This window comes from Vallitalea sediminicola (genome assembly GCF_054408565.1).
In genome coordinates this window covers 18,841-39,343 of record NZ_BTPT01000012.1, presented here as the reverse complement: position 1 = coordinate 39,343, position 20,503 = coordinate 18,841, and the positions used below count along the sequence as shown (strand labels likewise).

The window sequence follows — 20,503 nt, the reverse complement described above, 5'->3', positions numbered from 1 at the left end:
TTGTATTTAATTTTTAATACTTTTATTTCATTAATTTTTATTGGATAATACTTTCTTTTTTGGGTTTACTTGTTTCAATAGAGCCATTATAGAAAGTTAGATTTATGTGTTTCATTAAGTATATCTTTGGATATTACTGTAGATTATACAGATTTTTCAAATAAAATTAGAATAGTAATTAACGCCATATTTATGCAATTTTTATAAGAATATCTATATATATCTAATAAAGAATTATATCAGAACATATGTAACAAGATACATCAATTAAGAATAACTATTTTTTTACAAAAACAAAGCCCTACTTATAATTTAAGTAAGACTTTATTGCATTAGTTATAATCAATTAATAAAATTAGATACTTAATTTATATCTAACACATCTTATAATGCATTATTATCTATTTTATATATGATAATACCTTTTGTATTTCATTGTTTCTATTAGTTATACCTTCTTCTACTTCTACAGTAAGTTCCTCTATATCAGCTAGTTTAACCTCTTTTTCATCTTTCATAACATAATAATCTTGTATACCTTGCTTTATTATATCTTGATGTTGATTCAAAGTTATAAGCGCATATCCTTGAAGCGTTTTGTCTTCACCATTAATTTCAAATATCTTATTCTTGTTCAAGTCTCTTAAATACACTCTATAAAACTCATTAATTTTAATATTATAGAAATCGTTAGATTCATCTTTTATATATGCTAATTCATCAAATTCACTAGCTTTTATGATAAAGGATTTTTCAATGCATCCATAACTCTTATGTGATATATATTACTTTTACTTTCATTAGCTATTTCAATTAAACTTTTATCTATATCTGTTATTTCTTCATTTTGATTAGTTATTATCCTTTCTTTATCTTTAATTACCTTGTTTAATCTACAAATTTCTTTTATATCATTAATATAATTATCATCGTCAATATTCAAATTAGTTAGTTCATTAATTTTACCTTTTATATTTTTATATTCTAATATCTCTTGGAAATAATTGTTTAAGTACTGTTTCATTTCATTTTCATCAAGCATAGATATCATACTTGATAATTCATTATTAATTTCATTAAAATAATTAGCAAAAGCTCTTTCTCTATCACTGAATACCATTGTATTTTTAACAAAACCTGATAATATTTCAGATTTATTTATTTTGTTATAGTAATCTTTTTCCAAATAATCTAAATAAATTTTTCTTTTTGTATTGATTAATGTATTGATAACTTTTTCTTGATGAATATTTTTATTTTCTTTATAGTACTCAAATAATTCTTCTGAATCATTATAGGGAATTTTTATCGAATTAAAATATATCATCACTATACAAATAAGTATTACTGGTATTGTTATATAAAATATTTTTTTCAATATAATTCCTCCTTTGCATCTCAATTGATAATCTAAAATCCAATAATTTCATTGGCTCGTTTGCATTAATATAATCTATTTTTTAACAATAGGTATAAATATTTGTTTTAAAAATTCTGCACCCACAATAGTTAACATATATAAGAGAATTTTAAAAAGTGTATATAACGTACTAAAATGAATTGTAATAAAAGCTCCTATAAATAAAATTAATATAAAAGTTAATTTATATGAATATGCATATTTATTTCCACAATTCTTACACTGCTTATAAAACCGATCTTCTAAAAATATTCTTTCACGTATTGAAATATAACAATTACAGTGAGGACATCTATTATTTCTTTTCATTAGTCTACCTCCAATTGGTTTAATTAGTAAAATTATAATCTTTATTAAAAGATGTAGCCCAATTATCTAAAGTTAAATCGGGTATATTACTATAAAATTCATTCATTACATCTGTTCTTGACTTGTATTTTCGTCCATCAATAAGTTTATAGTTTTTATCAATCGAGAATTTATATGGATTAATACTGTACAATGTTATAGCACTGTCTGAATTAGGTTTCACCTCATTTATATATACATCATAAGTTAACTTATGTTCTTTTATTTTATCATAGTTATAGTAAAATCCTGCTATATTAAATGCTCCGCCCAACCACTTTCCAATACCAGGATTAATTCCTGTTAACGATAATCCAGTACCACCCCAATCAATACCCTCTGACAAATCATTTGTAATAATTGATTTACCTTTATCTTTTAACGGAAATAAACTTTCCAATGCCACTCCTACTCCATATTTAGTGAAACCAATCGTTGTAGATGCTAAATTATCAAACATTTCATCTGCATATTTATTACTAATGCGAACACTCATTTTTGTCTTTATTTTTTTATCATGATACATATATAAGCTAATAGGATTTCCATTATTATCTTGCATATCATACTTATATCTATTAACTCTCTTCTGTCGTATTGTATCAATCGCTCGAAGTACTGCATACATAGCATCACTATTTTTTTGGTTTGAATATTGTAAGTATAACGTTTTTAATCCTATGACAGCTGAGTAATCTTCTCTTGATAATATATTTATATCTTGATTATCTGGTGATGCCATATACTCAAAAGGACTTTTCCCATATTTCCTATAATAATTTACAGCGAAATCCTTTGTTAATAATGCATATCCTGAATCTGCTATATGTAAATATTTTAATATACCACTGTTACTTTCAATATCTCTTATATGTTTTGTATCTTTCGCCAATTGAAGTATTAATTTTTCTTTAGCTGAAAAAGCATCTGTTCTTACTTCTCCAACATTCACTCTCTCTATATTTGTTATATGTTCAATTTGTCTATAACTGTATCCTATTTCTTTAGATATGAATACATCTTCAATCATCTGCTGTATCTGAAATTCTTTTTCTTTTGTTACTCGTCCATTATCTTTTTTAATAGTATCAATATATCTATCTAATAAATACTGCTCAAATTCACCTTCATATCTACCATTTCCTGACTGCATATTTTCAATGGCTTTATTTACTTTCCCAAATCTCCAATCTAATACAACCAATCTAGCTCTAAGTAATTTACTATTTCCATAATATATTTTTTGATTATCTGTCATATTAAATCGATATTTTCCAAGAAATTTTTCTTCTTTTTCCCAATCTGTTTGATATGCTTGAATAAGTGTAATTATCCTACTTGGGTCATCTATACTATCTACATAATCTTTAGTAAATTTCACAGGTGTTGTATTATCTGATTTACCATAGTTATTAATTGAATAATTTGATGTTTTAAAATTTCTATTTTCCTCAAATATGTCATTATACTGTTTCTGACTTTTCGGTATTTCTAACCCTTCGGCTAATTTTCGTAATGTACACTCTGCATCAAAATAGTAATTTATAGCTGTATTAATGCAAATTCCCGACTTTCTCAATCTTTTTTCTAGAGATTTTAAATCTTTACTAATTTCACTCAGCCTATATCTTATATTATGTCTCTCAATTATTTCACTGTCAATATTATTCTTGTTAGAATCGAATTGATTTTGGATACTATTTACCTTCATTGATAATTTATTCAATCCTTCCACCTGTTTTTCTAATCCATCTATATTTGAAGATATATTTGCCATATTTTTTCCCTCCTAAATTCATGTATAATAAAAATAATATATACTATTATTTTGTATATAATACAAATTTTTTAAAAAAAAAGTCAACAAATCCTGACGAACGACATGATTTATGGGATAAAATGCATTTAAACATCTAATTTTAATATAAGAACAATTAAACTTACTTATTCTTTCTTATAATATACGATAAATAATATTCCTATCACAGCTGTCCCTATTACAATAATGATTATTATCTTTGTTGATTTTCCATCACCACCATTCCCCTCATCATCCTTCTCTATATTGCTTGCACCAAGAGTTGGATGTGTTTTAGGCTTATTATCATCAATAGTATTTTGCCTTTTTCCATCTTTCTTATCATTTGCTTTATTTGGGGTTACAATAGTATCTTCATTTTGTTTTATAGTACTAACAAACCCTTTTGCATAAGCATTCTCTGAATTATTGTAGCCATACAATATGATATCACTTATACATATATCTTCATAAGAACTACCTTTCTCAGCTTCTAGTATCGTTAATTTTATTTTACTTACATCAGAATAACATTCTCCATTTCCTAGATAAATATCTCCATAATCTACTTGTTCCAGATTTTCAACATTTCTATTTAACTGCTTTTCTTTTGTAATAATTAGATACTCCTTGTTAGAATCATCCATACCATATAAATCTACCTTTAATAATTTAACAATACCATTTTTATTATATATATTTTTATTAGCTATATATCCATTCTTAATCCCTATTTCTAAGAGCTCTGTTTTAGGCTCTAGTAATATTTCAATACTTTCGCCAATACCAATATCTTTTTTCCCCTCTACCCAAGCAGTATTAGAATCTTTATCAAATAGATTTGATGGTTTATAAGTATATTTCCCTTCGTCCGGCAGTACAGAAGAAACAATAACCTCAGCAATTGCATCATTGTTGAGTATATATTTTTTATTCATCATGAAGTTTTCCCTATTATATTCAACAGATAGATTTTTGAGTATATTAAAGTCAACATCTTGTTTAACATATTCAAAGTATCCTTTGCTTTTATCAAATGAAAACTCAGGAATATTCATATTTATCCCTTCACATTGATCTACTATATTTTGATAATCAACTAGTAATTTAAATTCTTTTACTTTTCCATTACCCCACTTAGAGGCAGGTGTAAAATCATAATTAAAACTTTCATTAGAAAGAGAAATATCAAATGAACCTTCTTCTGAAAAAAGTTCATTTACATATTCAGGCTTTATTGAATAAGAAATTGTTAATGTTTTTTCTTCATTCTCTTCAAAAACTAGTTTCGATATATAATTATTGATACATTGCAGGTCATATAGTCTATCAGATTCTTGTTCTTCTTGTTTGAGCTGATATTGTAATTCTTTGCCACCATCAAACATTTTTATATCTTTTAAGTATATTTCATCATATGTATCATAACTTTGGGTTTTTAATTTTATAGGAAAAGCATATATTACTTTTTGATCAGAACCCTTATTTAACAGTTTATATGTTACTTTTACATCAATATATGATTCATTGATATATATCTCTAAGCATTCAGAATTTAATTGTACATCTTTGACATCTATAAAGTGTATATTACCCCCTTGGGCAACTCCATTCCACTCTATTGGACCACCATTCCCCCATATTATATTAGTTGGACAAATGAATATATAGACACCAACCAGCATTATTAATAATTTTATATTTTTAGACATATACTCACTCCCCTATATAACAATAATTTTATATGCTAAAAATCCACTTTAAAAGAACCTTTACATTATACTGTAAAAGCTCTTTGGATTCTTTTATTTTTCTCTCTTTTTAAAAATAAGTATAATAAGTAATAATAATATACTAATTATGCTTATTAGAATAGGTATAATTAGAGTTTCATTATTCATTAATTCTATATCACTAGTATCATTTAAATCATTGTTAACTCTAACTTCATGATCTCTTTGATTTTTTTGTCTATTAATAACCTCAGATTTATTTTCTAATTTGGTTAATTCATCATTATTACTGAATTCAACTTTTGTATCATAACCATCTTTATATTTTTCTGATGTATTTTTACTACCTAGTAATAATAATTCACTTATGCATACATCCTCATATTTATATCCAGATTCTGCTTCTAAAATGGTTAGTACAATTTTATTAGTATATACTCTTCTATCATCAAACACATTTAGAAAATCAAACATGTCATAATATTTATATAAATTAGAAGTTATAGCTAAATTTCCTATTATAGGAATCTTATTTTCATTATATAATTCCACTATTTTACTAACACATCTTTCTTTTCCATCATAATCCATATCATATATATCAATTTTAAGTTTTTTGATTTTCCCATTATTTTTATAACAACTATCATTTGATATGTAACCATTAGCAATAGCAATTTCACCTATATTGATATCGGATTTAAATTCTATCTCGATACTCTCTCCAATTCCTAAATCTTCTTTACCTTCAACCCATGCTGTCGTTAAATCTTGATCAAATAAATTTTCAACCGAATATGAATACTTACCTTCATCTGGTAATTTAGAAGTTGATGTAATCGAATTTATCACATTTGAGTTTAAAGTATTATTCATTATATATTTATAGTAACTATATTTTTTCATATCATATTCTATTTGTAAACTATTATACTTATCAAAATCAAAATTTTTCATTTCTAGTTCATATATACCCTGATCATTATAAGTAAATTCAGGCATATTAACCTTAAAATCTTCACATTTATCTATAATATCTTTATAGTTTATTTTTAATCTAAATGTATCAACTTTCCCATCTCCCCAATGTATTGCAGGAGTAAAATCATAATAAAACTTACTATTACTTGAAGAAGACAATAAAAAACCTTCTGATTGATTAAGTATATAGTATGGCTTTATGCTATAAGATATAATTAATGTCTTAATCTCATTTTTTTTAAAATGTAATTTAGAGTTAAAAAAATAATTTGCTTCTTTTTCATCATCTTCATCATTCTTAACTATTTCTTTACTTACTACATAATCTAACTCTTTATCACCATTAATCATTTTAACATCTTTAAGATATATTTCATCAAATTCTTGCCATAAAAAAGTCCATAATCTTATTGGGAATGAGTATTCTATTTCTCTCTCTTGTCCAGTATTTATCAATTTATACTCTACTTCAACATTAATAAATTCTTCTTTTATATCTATTGATAATAATTCAGTTGTTAGATCTATATCTTTTATATCTACAAATTTAATATTTTGCCCCTCTACTATTCCATTCCATTCTGAAGGACCACCATTTGCAAAAACTTGTACCTTGAATATTATCAAACAGATAAATATTGTTATTATATATTTCTTTTTCTTCAATTAGTTTCTCCTTTCACATCATACTATCTAAGAATTCAAGTGCTTTATTGAATATGGGTAAATACTTATACTTCTCTTCATTAAATTAAATCAATGCATTTATTCCTTTAGTAAATGTAATTTTCAAACAAATATTTTATTGTGTAAAATAATCAGCATTTGTTCTATCTATAACTATATAACCCGATACTTTCTTATATCTGTAACCACCCCTATCAACTTTTATATCATCTTTTTTAAAACCCACAGATTTTGCGAATTTATCGTAGTCCTTTCTCAAAATAGTAAGACAGCCATCTGACCACCCTCTTTTACCATATCCAATATGAATATTTATTTGATCACTTTTAGAAGCCGTACGTTTTTCCCCTCTGGTTACTGGTATTGTTTGATTTTTATCAGAGCCTTCATAGTAATTTCCTATAAATAATCCAGGATGTCTTTTTTCTGTGTCCCCTGAATTATGAATACCACTAACAAAATGATAAACACCTTCTTTTGCTGTTGGCTTCCCTTTACCATAATCAGATATATGTGTATTATTATCAGGCAAATCAGGTAATGTACTAGCATCAGTAAATACATTATCAATCTGACCATCTTTTATTACTACAGCCATAGCTTTGTACCTACCATCTTTGTGATAATTAAGATCAATACCATATGTATTTGTCGTTGGTTTATTGCCCTCTTTATCATCCATTGCACCCTCGAAAAACATTACTAACGGATCAGTACTTCTATTATCAATATAATGTTCTTTAATAATCTCATAGTTAGCATATCTATTAATACCTTCACGCAATATTTTTTTCTGTATATTTGATAGTCCACTGTGAGAATTAATAAATGCTTCAATAATACTCGCTGATATAAGGCAGTTATGCGTTTCATTTTGTGGTGACTGTACATTACCTAGTGTTGGTTCTGTTACTTGTTTACCCGAAGTAACTTTTACACCTATATTCAACTTACCCGTATCTACCCAAGCCGTATCATATCCATTTCCCACTGGATATCTTACATGACTCCTATTTCCTTTTTGCTCAAAGATCATAATTCTATCTTTATCACTTACCCATAATTCTCCTGGTTGACCATTATCTTTAGTGACTTTTATAGTTCTTGATACACTTGCATAAGTATAGTCTACATCTACTTTAACACCTACTGAAGTTGGAGACCATTTGACATTAGCACCTGCTTTTTCTGATATTTCCCTTATACCAACTTGTATATGTCCATCTTTCACTGTAAATATTGAACCATCGCTTGCATATCCAATACCATCTTTGATATTATTCAAATTATACCTTGTTGTTTTACCATTTATAATTACTGTTGCTATTTTTGATATTTCATCCCACGAGACTGTACCTCCTAGTCCCTTAACAATGTCTATCAAATTTCCCGTAGTGGTGCCATTAGACACCATTGTGTTTCCAACTTTCACATTTCCCACAGTTACATTAGCAGGTTTAATATCACTATTACTTTTTTCATCTTTTCTAGGAGATTCTAGTACCATAAGTGCTTGTTCCAATTTTCGTTCAGCATATTCATATGCATTTATTACGCCATTAATTTGTTTGCCATACTTAGTAAATCTTTCTGATATGAATTTTATTTCTTTACTAATTTCATTCAAATCATATCTAATATTATCTCTTTCACAAATTATATTGTCAATACAAATTTTCTGCGAATTAAATTCATTCAGAAGATTATCAGTCCTTTCAGCCAAATTATTAGACTTTTTTATTGGTTCCTCTAATGCTTTCATATCTATCTTTATATTAGTCATATCTTTCCTCCTTAATAAGCTATACCTATAATACTAATTTCATATAAATATTTCTACAAATCCTGACGAACGACATGATTTTTGGGATGAAATGCATTTTTTAATAAAAAAAGACTATAAAAAAGTTGATTCCCGTAATTAACAGAAATCAACTTTCTAATTCTAATAATAAGTATGTGTACTAAATTTAACGATTACAATAGATCGCCTGCGGCTTTAATTTTAACCCGATTAGTGTTCCCAGGATAATATGCCAGTGGAGTATCTTCTATCTCAATAATCTCTATGGTTTCACGTATTGCTCCTGATTCAACAGCCATCTCTACAGCATCTTTTTTTGCCTTCTTCAATGCTTCTTCTCTTAAAATTTCTTCATAATTTATAAGTTTCTCATAAGTACTACTGACTCTGGAAATTGCTGACCCGATTGCATTAGCTATACCGAAATGCTCTGGTCTTGCAACGTTATTGGTACCTTCTAATTCACTAGGTATTATAATGGATCCACCACCTACCATTACGACTTCTATATCTTTATTGGAAGTTTTCATGATATCAATATCTTCTTCTACCATAGATTTTATCTGCATCATTGCTTTCCCTGCAAAATCCTTATCAATTTTTTCTACTTTTGTTTTATCACCTATTTCAGCCATACCAAGACATACCGCAATATCAGTAGCCGTAATGACATCTCCTCCAAAAACTAACGCTTTGTTCGTTATTTCATAGCCTACGCTATCCGGACCAACTGTAACCGTTCCGTCTTCCTGTTGCCTAACAATAGAACCTCCACCTAATCCTATAGATATTACATCTGGCATTCTAAAATTAGTACGAACACCACCAATTGTTACCGCAACACTGGATTCTCTAGGAAATCCATTATGTATAACTCCTAAATCCGTGGTTGTTCCTCCCACATCGATTACGACCGCATCTTTTTGGTTACTTAAATAACTAGCTCCACGTATGGAATTTGTAGGACCACAGGCAATGGTCAATATAGGATATTTTCTTGCGTGATCTATAGTCATTAATGTTCCATCATTTTGAGATAAGTATATCTTGGCATTAGTGACTCCTTCATTGTCCAAACTACGAGCAAATCCGTCTGTAAAACGTTCTGCCACCTTAAAAAGTGATGCGTTCAAAATAGTAGCATTTTCTCTTTCAATGAGCCCCATAGAACCAATCTCACTAGAGATAGATACATGTACATCATCACCCATAACTTCTCTACAAAGCTTTGCAGCTGCTAGTTCATGTTCATTACGAACAGTAGAAAATACACAGGAAATAGCTATTGACTTTACTTTTCCCTTCATTCTTTCAAAAAATGATCTTGCCTCATATTCATCAAATGGTGCTAATTCTTTCCCGTCGTATTCGAAACCACCTCTTACAATTATTGTATCAACGGCAATCTTTTTTATATCATTATCCCAATCTACCATAGTTGGTATACCAAGGGTTGCAGGTGCTCCGATTCTCATAAAACCAATGGGAGCTAAATTTTTACGTTCAACAATTGCATTAGTACATTGGGTTGTGCCTAACATTGCTTGATGGATGTCTTTTCTATCAACACCTGATATTTCTAACACATTTTTTAACGCACCTGAAATTCCATCGTAAATATCTTCTGTTGTAGGATGTTTTATTTCTGCAACTATATTTAAGTTTTCATCTATTAATACTGCATCTGTATTGGTTCCACCTACGTCAATACCTAATTTATACATTTATACTACATCCTTTCACCCGTTCTTCTAGAGGAATATAATCAGTATCACAGCCAAAGTAACCAGGTCCAACTAATTCTAGACCCTCTTGAGTTCTCCACATCTCAAAACACTTGAGCCCTATAACCATTACACGTTTCCCATATTTAATAGCATCTGTAGTTACGGGGATAAATGTTTCTGTATCTACTATACAGATTAAATCTGGTGTTGTAGCTAATAATTTTCCATCTACTTCAGCAGTCAAATTTTCATTTTGAAAAGTTACTGAGGCATTCTTTCCCTTATATTCTCCAATACCCTCTAAGACCACATTACCAAAATTGAAAGCACCTTTTGTTTCACGAAGCACATCTACAATTTTACCTTTGAACAACTTAAATCCTTCAGTAGATTTCAGGAAATTTTGTTCAGGCGTACCATCATTACAGTCTTTTACCTTTCTAATGGCTTCTCCGAGTTTTTGACTTCTCGTAACTATATTCTTGACAGCATATTTTTTCAATGTGGCACCATCTACACAAAAAAGTGAAACAGAAACGGAACCTCCACAACTCATTGTTACCGCTCTTGCCAGCTCTTCTGTCCATTTATTTGTAATTGTGTTAAAGATAGCACAATTTCCTTTTTCATCTGTTAATGCCATAGGTGTAGCTTTAACGCCTCCTATGGTAAAAGTAACCATCTGTAATTCTGGAAAAGCTCTTCCCATACCATCAGCATCTACCATAGGAAGTCCCAATCTAGCACAAGCTGCAATGGGAAGCATACTATTAACTCCACCAGCTTCTATTGGCATAAAAGCATATATTTCCTTACCATAAAATTTGGACACCATGTCATATAGGGTTTTATACTCATTTCCTCCAACACCTTTTTCACCAAGAATAGTTGGTGCACCCATCATAGCAATAGGAACAATAAGTGCATCATCTGGTATCTCTTCTGGATCCAACAGTGTTACTTCTCCACATTCCTTAACTGCTCCCATAGCTATCAGTTTCCCTATATAAGGGTCTCCACCTCCTCCTGCTCCTAGTAATGCGGCTCCTAGTGCGATATCTTCTATCTCTGACAATCCAATTTTTCGCATTTACATACAACTCCTTTCAACTATTAAACTCTCTCTCAAAAGTTAAAGATTACAACTGTTACATTTATAATATTTATTTTTCTGGTAATAATTTATATAGCATAATATACACAACCATTGCCACTACAATTCCGTTTAATGGTCCAATAAAAAATGGAATATGTAGAATCGGTAATGCTTTTATCAATGTTGGAAAAGCAGCAAATGTACCACCTGTCATACAGGCAATCAATGCACCTGCAACAAAAGATATCATACCTGTTGCTGAAACTCCTTCACGTATTATAAAATTCTCTTTTTTCCCTTTACCTATTATCCAATAATCAGCAATCAAAGTACCTACAAGAGCAGGGACCAAAGCGGATAATAAACTCAAAAAGGAAGTAAGTTGATTCAATACTCCGATTACAGCCAATAAAGTTCCAACTCCACCAGCAATGGCTGTTGTAATTTTGAATTTGCTCTCATTAAATCCCAACAAATTGGACAGAGACAGTCCTCCACTGTAAGCATTTGTAATATTTGTCGTCCATGTTGCCAACACCAAAGCAACCAAACCAATAGCTGGTACACCTACGGTAGTCAATACTGTACTTATATCATATTGACCAGTTACAATGCTCATTAACGCACCAATGAAAAGCATGACCAAACCTGCTGGCAGAACTCCTAGTATTGAGGATTTAATAACATCTTTTCTACTTTTTGCAAAACGACAATAATCACTGCTGATAGCTCCACCTACTGCAAAAGTTGCAACCACAAGACTGATTCCACTCATTAAAGTAATGGGCGTCACCGGTGTATAATTAGCAATTACCGTTGCACCATCAAATTGTACCATTGCAGCCCAAACGCCATAACCACATACGATTAATAACAAAGGGACTGCCACATAATTTAACCATTTCAATCCTTTAAATCCATAACAAGCGGTGATTAACATTATCGTTCCCCATAAGATTGATGATATCCATACAGGTATATCAATCCCTATCATTGAAGCTAACATTGAAGAAAATGAAGCTCCACATACAGCTGATTGAATTCCGAACCATCCGATACAAGCAATTGCCAATACACTACTAATTACATATTTAGCTCCTTTTTCACCTAAAGCTCCCGCAGCCATTACAGCTGTCGGTAAACCAGTATCACATCCTTGCATACCCATGAAACTCATGTAAAAACAGATAATACCATAGCCAATTAATATAGCTAGGACAATACCACCCAATGATAAACCGTTACCTAGAAGACCTCCAACCATTAAGCATGGTACACATATCATTGATCCAATCCATACTATGGCAATAGACTTCCAACTTTGACGATGTTCCTGTTTCACTTCAAATCCAGTACTCTTTTCGTTCATATTAAAACTCCTTTCATATAATCCATAATTTTCATGTGGCCCTATACGATTAAATTTATAATAACCAACGAAAAAACTGTTGATTTTTCAAAACCTATTAATTAATTATATAGACTTCATAAGAATCTGTAATTATCTGAAAGGCAAAAAAAAATAGCTGATTATTGTCCGATTGTACAATAACCAACTATAAGGATTCTCTTTTCTCAATTCCATTGCTAAGAAAGTTTTGATTTGTTTTTCAATAGCCTTCTAAGAGCAATTGCTTTATATAAGCCGTAAGACTCTGGCATTTTATCTATGTTAAAATTAAACTTTTCATTTAATTTTTTTATCCTATATTTTATAGTATTTTTATGCAAAAATAATTTTTCCGCCGTTTTGGATACATTTAATCCAGAATCCAACATAAAAATTTCCAACGTAGTATATAATTCCTTCTTTTGTTCTTTCCCACTTTTTTCAATAGGCGACAACAAATGCAAGGTATCTTTTATACTATCTTCTCCCTTTGTTATTATATCCTGACATTTTTTTGCAAATCGTAATTCTTGTAGAGTAATTGAGCACTTATTGGGATATATACATCTTGCCTGTTGCAAATAATTGCTGCACATTATGTAAGCACTTCGTACTTCCCTAGTATTTTCTAGTGCAAAATTACTTACTAGAATGATTCTCTCTTCAAAATCTTCTAATTCGTATAAAAGACATTCTGTTATCATTTCACATGAATTCTTAACCTTTTCTTTGCCCAAAAATATAACGAAACAGTCATCATAATTACCAACCAAACTCACATGAAAGAATTTTTCAATTACTGTCTTTGTCTTTTCCTTGAGATGTTGATTTATCTTCTTAATGTGACCACTATCAGCTATTAACTTATCCTGTTTAACTATAAGAAGATGCTGTATGGCTCTAACATCAATATTAAATATTTCAGCAAGTCTTCTCATTTTCATAGGTTCATCATTCAAAATAGCCCTTATCAATTCTTCTGTTCCAATATTTCCATGTCCCTGACTCCATATATTAATAAACAGCTGAACAACTTCAGCAGCTTGCCTACATATTTCCTCTGATAATTTACCATCTTCTTTTACGATGATTAAGTATAAGCATGATGTTTTTTCGCTTTTTATACTATGACTACAGATACAGATATCACGATTAATAAATACAGAAACAGGCTCTTTAGGTATCCTAGTATAATCATTACCATAATATTCTCCTATATCAGTGAGCTTTACATTACTGATGCTAGGCCAATTTGCCATGTTCATGCTGACAAAATCAAAATCCGTCAAATAAAGGGAACAAGTCATTCTGTCACTTAGCATCCTAAGGACCGTATCCATACTGCGTTGATGAACTGGCAATAGAGAAATTCGCTCTAGCATTTCACTGACTAGATGGATATCTACTGTTTTTTCTTTTAATATGGCTTCTACCACTTCATATATAACTTCACTATACCTTAGGTCCATCCTATTTTTCGGCATACAAATTATTGAAAATTCTAGTTCATCAGCAAGGTCTATTACTTTTTGGTCAATGCGTGGAAGAAAAATTCCTACATAAAAAAGTATTAAACCTACTTCGCCCATTTCGTGAAGACGTCTTATAACTTTACACTGTGCCTCAACATCATCTTTAATATAAACAAAACCTGTAATGACTATTTCACTTCCATAGAATTCATTATTTCCAAACAATTCATCCTGCAGAGCTATTGGATCAGGATATTCTAAAACAGAAATGGAATCTACATTTTTATATAACCCTACCTTACCAGCAACAACTTCGGCATTACTTAGTGAAGGTAATTTTAATAAATTCGCTATGGTTAAACTCATTTTTATTTCTCCTTAATATAATATCAACATAAATATTTTTATCCAATTAGCACAAGTTCATTTTTAACGTTTCCCAGTTTATTTTCATCATATAAAAATAATACCTACTTTAATATTTTATTATATATTAATAACCCTAAAATAACAAATTAGCTTACAAATTTTCGTAACTTTGGTTTATAAAAAGTTGATTCCTGCAATTTACAGAAATCAACTTTCTAATTTAAAATAATATATCTACTTATAATAACGGGCTATCATTTTTAGCCTTCAACCTATCCCATCTTCTATCAACTTCCTGCTGAATATCACCAAGCAATCCTTCATACTTAGGTTTTAGTAGGTGTTTCGTTCTTCCCATCATCTTGAAGAAATCTGCCATTGGAATCTTTTTATTCTTAGTCTCTGGATTATAAGTTATTGTTGTAATACCATTTTCAATTTCATAAAGAGGATGATAGCAACTATTAACTCCTGCTTCAATTACACTTCTCTCATATCTTGGTTCATCCCCCCAATTAAGAGGACATGCAGATAATGTTTTTATAAAAGCTAATCCATATTCTGAAGCATATTTTTGTGCCTTAGCTGCTTTCCTGATAAAATCTGTTGGCATGAATTCAGCAACTGTTGCAACATAAGGAATGTTAGTAGCTGCAAATATCATAGGAGTGTCTTTATTATAGTTAGCTTTTCCTGCTTGAGCTGGACCAACATGAGAAGTTGAAGTCTTAGCCCCTCTTGGAGAAGAGTATGACAATTGATATCCTGTATTCATATATCCACCATTATCATATTCCATTATTATCATTTTATGATTTCTAAGGGCTGCCCCTAGAGCTGCTCCCATACCTATATCAAGACCACCGTCTCCACTAATCATAATAAATGTAAAATCTTCATCTGCAGGTATTTCTCCTCTTTTTTGTTTCTCATGGAACATCTCAACAACACCTGATAAAGTAGCCCCACCATTTTGGAATAGATTATGGATATAGCTTACTTTGAACGCTGTTTGAGGATAAGGAGTTGTTACAACCATACCACATCCTGTTTGAAACAATAACACTACATTTCCTTCAATACCTTTTAATAATAGATTGACATTAACTGGAATACCACAGCCTGGACAGGCTCCTGAACCTGGTCCCCATCTCTTAGGCATCTTAGTAGCGTTTTTAGGAATACCACCTTTTGCAATGAATCTACCTGTTTCTTCATCTTTAGTTACAGTAACTACGCCAGGAGAAGCTTCTTCTTTAGTTATAGGTTTAAATAACTGTTTGGGTTTATAACTTTCATCACCTTTATAGTTACCATAATAATCAAATCTTTTTTCTACTTTTTGACTTTTTGCTATGTCAAGTGCTCTGTTTAGCATTTCTATGGCATCTTCTATATAGAAGTCTTTTCCACTAAGTCCATAAACAAGAGTTGCTACTTCAATATTTGATTTATGATCTTGTAAAGTAGCTTTTAATTCAATAGAAAGATTACCACCATTGGCACCATAACTATCTTGCCTATCAGCAACAATTATAGCTTTTGTGTCCTTAACCATTTCATATATTTCATCTCTATACCAAGGTCTAAGAGCATTAACTGCAAATACACCAACTTTTTTACCTTCTTTTCTTAACTCATCAACTGCTAGAATGGCTGTATCATAACTTGAACCTATTATGAATAGAGCAGCATCTGCATCTTCCATTTTATAACCTTCAACTACATTATAAGTTCTACCTGATAACTCACCATACTCTTTTAGAACATCCTTGACTGCTCCTCTTGCTTCATTCATAGCTTCGTGTAATTGAAATTTATTATTTATAAGGTCAGGTTCATTCATATAAGATCCCATAGTAACAGGTTTATCGGGGTCTAATAGATGATACTCAGGCTCATATTTTCCTATAAAATTTTGTACATCTTGGTCACTCGCAAAAACTTTAGCTCTTCTCTTTTGATGACTAGTAAAAAATCCATCAAATGCAACTATTACAGGTAATTTAACTTTTTCGGCAATTTTAAGGGCACATATATTCATATCATAAACTCTCTGAGGATCTTTTGCAAAGAGAATGACCCAACCTGCATTTAGAGTATACATAATATCACTATGATCGCCTTTTATAGATAAAGGACCAGACACTGTACGACATACTACATTAAGTACCATTGGCAATCTTGTACCCGACTGTACAGGCAATTGCTCTAAAGCATATAGTAAACCATTAGCTGATGTAGCATTAAAAACACGTCCGCCACCGGCTGCAGCTCCATAACAAATACCAGCTGCTCCGTGCTCTCCATCACCTGGTATCATCATTACATCGTGCTCACCTTCAGCTTTTAATAAGTCAAGATGTTCTGCTATCTTAGTTGATGGAGTAATTGGATAATAACCCATTACATGATAATTTATCTGTTTAGCAGCATAAGCCGCCAGCTCATTCCCACTATCAAAAACAATCTTTTGTTCTACCATTTTTAATCCTCCTCTACTTTCTAATTTCCGCTTTCAGTATTAACAATAGAATTAGCACCAGTATGTTCAAATTCCAAAGAATCCACAATTAGACTTTTATTTCTTACATGCAATTTACGTATATCTACATCTCTTTCTAACTCGGCTGTTAATGCTGCTGTTGGACATATTTCTACACATCTAAGGCATCCTTTACAATGATGATAATCTAATCCTTTATTAACCATGGCTGGTTTACCTTTGTATTCACCTTGAACAAATTGGAATACCATGTCTGGACATGTAGTATCACACAGACCACAATGTATACATTTCTCTTCATGAAAAATAGGCACATAACCTTGTCTACTTGCAGATACATCATTAGTTACTGTACTTCCAGGTATAGTATTAACACCACCTATAGGTGCATTAGCGTATCCCCAATCTCTTTTGACTTCCTCATATTCCTTATATGGATATTTCCCGTCATCATCATATTTGTTGACTGTATCTACTTCATAACCTCTTCTAACTCCGGCAAGATTACCTTCTAATGCCGCTGGATACTTCTTACCTATGGTTTCCCTTACCACTTGTTCCAAAGAATCCAATGATATGAAACCTGTTGCTTTAGCTATTACGCCTAACATAACCATATTGATTCTTGTATGTTCTTCCAACGCTATTTTAAGAGCATCTACACATATTAGAGTTCCTGCATGCATTTTAAGAATATCTCTTACAACATTAGGATCATCATTAGTATTAATGACAACCATAGTATTCTCATCAACACCTGCCATTACCGGGATTTTTCCTGCTAATTTATCATGGAATATTCCTAATACATGAGGCTTCTCGATTGGACTATTAATTCTTATTTCTCTATTAGGATCACAATATCTTATAAATGATTTAACTGGTGTTCCTTTTTTTTCAGAACCATAACTTGCGAAATTAGAACTATTAAGATCAAGATACAAAGCCCCTAATTCACCTAGAATTTTACCGATAAGGTTAGCTCCCAGTCCTCCAATACTTTCAAGTCTAATCTCATAAAAACCATGTTCATTTGTAACAGGTAGATTTACACTCATCTTCTTTCCTCCTTTTTATGTGTTAGTAATTAAAATTACTAAATATATCCTTTGACAATCATTATAACATAATAATTATTATTATCAAGTACTTATTATTCAAAATTATGTTTTATCTACTTATACATACCACTTTCAGTATAAGTAAAAATATAGCGGAATATACCATTTATAAAATAAAAAAAATCATCCTATCACTTACTGATCAAACCTAATCAGTGTAAGTGATATAATGATTTTTATTATTCCTAAGACATTATTTCTTTAATGACATCCTCCAAAACATTTTCATCTAATAAAGAACTTTTTCTTTTTGGTTTGGTTCCTTTTGGTATTTCTGTACTGTTTGATAAATCTTCATCCCTGTTCCTACTAACCCTAGGATAGTTTGAGATATCGTATATACCTTTTTTGCCCTTCTTATAAATATTTTTATTTTCTTTACTTTCACCATAACCTTCATTAGCAATCTTAACCCCATTCATAACGATTTCCAACTCATTATCCAGATGGTTACACAGATAAATTGCAGCAATTTCTTTTTTATCTTCCAATCTACATATCATTCTAACTCCAAGTAATACCAATCCAAGTACTAATCCTACTATACCACATATCAAAACATTTGGTAAATTATCTATATTAATTTTATTTAGCAATGCGATTTCAAGAAAAGTAAATGTAAGACCTATGAGTATTGTAAAATAAAGTGTATTGATTGCAAGATCTTCTAATATACATATTGGTATCTTATTTATTTTAATCTCGTATAGATTCTTTTCAATAAAGATTTTTGTGTTCAATGGCTTAGATTCCGAAACAACCCTATGTCTATATTTATGTTCAATGGACATGACATCCTTGTCCATAAACTTTCCGTCAATAGTTTTTAGAATTCCATTATATTTATTATTAGCTGATAAACAGCTAAATACACCTATAATAAAAATAAAAAATAATATTGAGCATACTATTAAATTAATTGTATCAAACATAACAAACTCCCCTTCCAATTATTTACAATTAATTATACATCAATAATTAAATTATTGGAAGGGTTATTTGGAAATTATTTACAATTTATAATATTTCAATCATTCCTTCAATTATTTTAGTAGAATTATCAGCAGCAATTTTAGTGAATTCTGCAAAATTAGTTTCAGCTGAATTATCTGCTTTGTCTGAAATAGATCTTATAACAACAAAAGGTATTTTATTAAGATGGCAAACATGTGCTATGGATGCCCCTTCCATCTCCGTACAAAATCCCTGAAAATCCTCTAATAATCTTTCTTTCACTTTCATATCCGAAACAAATTGATCTCCACTAACAATTCTTTGAACAAAAACATTATGGTCAGTAATTTTATTCTTACTTGCTAGAGTTGCCAGTTCAATCAACTTTTCATCCGCTTTAAAACAACTTACATCCATTCTTGGTATTTCACCAAGCTTATAACCAAATCCAGTTGCATCCATATCATGTTGAAGCGCATCACTTGAAATAACAATATCTGCTATATTCAATTCATTACTAACAGCACCAGCTACACCTGTATTGATAATCATATCTACATTAAATTTATCAATAATTATCTGAGTACATACCGCCGCATTCACTTTTCCAATTCCACATCTGACTACAACTATTTCTTTGTCATACATCTTACCTATGTAAAATTCCAAACTTGCACACTGCTTAACATCATTGATTATCATTTTTTCTTTTAAGGCTGCTACCTCTTCTTCCATAGCACCTATAATTCCTACTACGCTCATAATCTTCCTCCTACTAATAAAATTATTTATATTTCTAAACCCTTTATTTATTCTTCTAGTAATTTATAATAAAACAATATATATAAGTTGAATTAAATAATTGCTATAGAGCCAGCAATTATTTAGATCTATCCAACTTATAAAATCAAGGAAAATATATTGAACTTATTGAAATGAGTGTAAAGATGTTTAAGTTCAATATATCCAATAAAAGATTTAAAGAAAAAAGTGTTCACACTTATAATTATCTCATAGTACAAATAATTTGTGAACACTAATTTTTCAAATAGTACTTTATTAAATTTGGGTTTACTTCTATATAATTAAGAGATCAT

14 protein-coding genes are annotated in these 20,503 nt (G+C 30.2%); all 14 read right to left on the bottom strand.

Annotated elements, in window-relative coordinates; all coding sequences use genetic code 11:
* Positions 1 to 401: 401 nt before the first annotated feature.
* Positions 402 to 653, bottom strand: a complete 252-nt coding sequence (locus tag ACX6CF_RS05380) for a hypothetical protein (RefSeq protein WP_458784280.1) — start codon at positions 651 to 653, stop codon at positions 402 to 404.
* 83 nt (positions 654 to 736) lie between these two features.
* The gene (locus ACX6CF_RS05375; protein ID WP_458784279.1) at positions 737 to 1,378 is read right to left on the bottom strand and encodes a hypothetical protein; all 642 of its coding nucleotides are present in this window, start codon (positions 1,376 to 1,378) and stop codon (positions 737 to 739) included.
* 370 nt (positions 1,379 to 1,748) lie between these two features.
* The gene (locus tag ACX6CF_RS05370; RefSeq protein ID WP_458784278.1) at positions 1,749 to 3,545 is read right to left on the bottom strand and encodes a hypothetical protein; all 1,797 of its coding nucleotides are present in this window, start codon (positions 3,543 to 3,545) and stop codon (positions 1,749 to 1,751) included.
* Between the two features lie 167 nt (positions 3,546 to 3,712).
* Entirely contained in the window at positions 3,713 to 5,278 is a 1,566-nt protein-coding gene (locus tag ACX6CF_RS05365; protein WP_458784277.1) for an NADase-type glycan-binding domain-containing protein, read from the bottom strand.
* Between the two features lie 93 nt (positions 5,279 to 5,371).
* Positions 5,372 to 6,946 (bottom strand): NADase-type glycan-binding domain-containing protein, encoded by a 1,575-nt coding sequence (locus ACX6CF_RS05360; protein WP_458784276.1) that lies wholly within the window; start codon positions 6,944 to 6,946, stop codon positions 5,372 to 5,374.
* A gap of 136 nt (positions 6,947 to 7,082) precedes the next feature.
* Positions 7,083 to 8,750, bottom strand: coding sequence for a hypothetical protein (locus ACX6CF_RS05355; RefSeq protein ID WP_458784275.1), 1,668 nt, complete (start codon positions 8,748 to 8,750; stop codon positions 7,083 to 7,085).
* Between the two features lie 194 nt (positions 8,751 to 8,944).
* Positions 8,945 to 10,495, bottom strand: coding sequence for a hydantoinase/oxoprolinase N-terminal domain-containing protein (locus ACX6CF_RS05350; protein ID WP_458784274.1), 1,551 nt, complete (start codon positions 10,493 to 10,495; stop codon positions 8,945 to 8,947).
* Complete coding sequence (locus tag ACX6CF_RS05345) at positions 10,488 to 11,588, bottom strand: DUF917 domain-containing protein (protein WP_458784273.1); 1,101 nt, start codon at positions 11,586 to 11,588, stop codon at positions 10,488 to 10,490. The genes ACX6CF_RS05350 and ACX6CF_RS05345 overlap by 8 nt, the downstream gene beginning before the upstream one ends.
* Before the next feature lie 73 nt (positions 11,589 to 11,661).
* Positions 11,662 to 12,963, bottom strand: coding sequence for a cytosine permease (locus ACX6CF_RS05340; RefSeq protein WP_458784272.1), 1,302 nt, complete (start codon positions 12,961 to 12,963; stop codon positions 11,662 to 11,664).
* A 218-nt stretch (positions 12,964 to 13,181) separates the two neighbouring features.
* Positions 13,182 to 14,822, bottom strand: a complete 1,641-nt coding sequence (locus ACX6CF_RS05335) for a PucR family transcriptional regulator (RefSeq protein WP_458784271.1) — start codon at positions 14,820 to 14,822, stop codon at positions 13,182 to 13,184.
* A gap of 241 nt (positions 14,823 to 15,063) precedes the next feature.
* A complete protein-coding gene (locus tag ACX6CF_RS05330; RefSeq protein ID WP_458784270.1) occupies positions 15,064 to 17,310 on the bottom strand; it encodes a thiamine pyrophosphate-dependent enzyme in 2,247 nt (748 codons plus the stop codon).
* 20 nt (positions 17,311 to 17,330) lie between these two features.
* Positions 17,331 to 18,389: a 2-oxoacid:acceptor oxidoreductase family protein gene (locus ACX6CF_RS05325; RefSeq protein WP_458784269.1), complete on the bottom strand. Its 1,059-nt coding sequence runs from the start codon at positions 18,387 to 18,389 to the stop codon at positions 17,331 to 17,333.
* A gap of 248 nt (positions 18,390 to 18,637) precedes the next feature.
* Positions 18,638 to 19,384: a hypothetical protein gene (locus tag ACX6CF_RS05320; RefSeq protein ID WP_458784268.1), complete on the bottom strand. Its 747-nt coding sequence runs from the start codon at positions 19,382 to 19,384 to the stop codon at positions 18,638 to 18,640.
* Between the two features lie 85 nt (positions 19,385 to 19,469).
* Positions 19,470 to 20,168 carry a 5'-methylthioadenosine/adenosylhomocysteine nucleosidase gene (locus ACX6CF_RS05315; protein ID WP_458784267.1) on the bottom strand — a complete coding sequence of 233 codons (699 nt, stop codon included), beginning with the start codon at positions 20,166 to 20,168 and terminating at the stop codon, positions 19,470 to 19,472.
* Between the last annotated feature and the right edge of the window lie 335 nt (positions 20,169 to 20,503).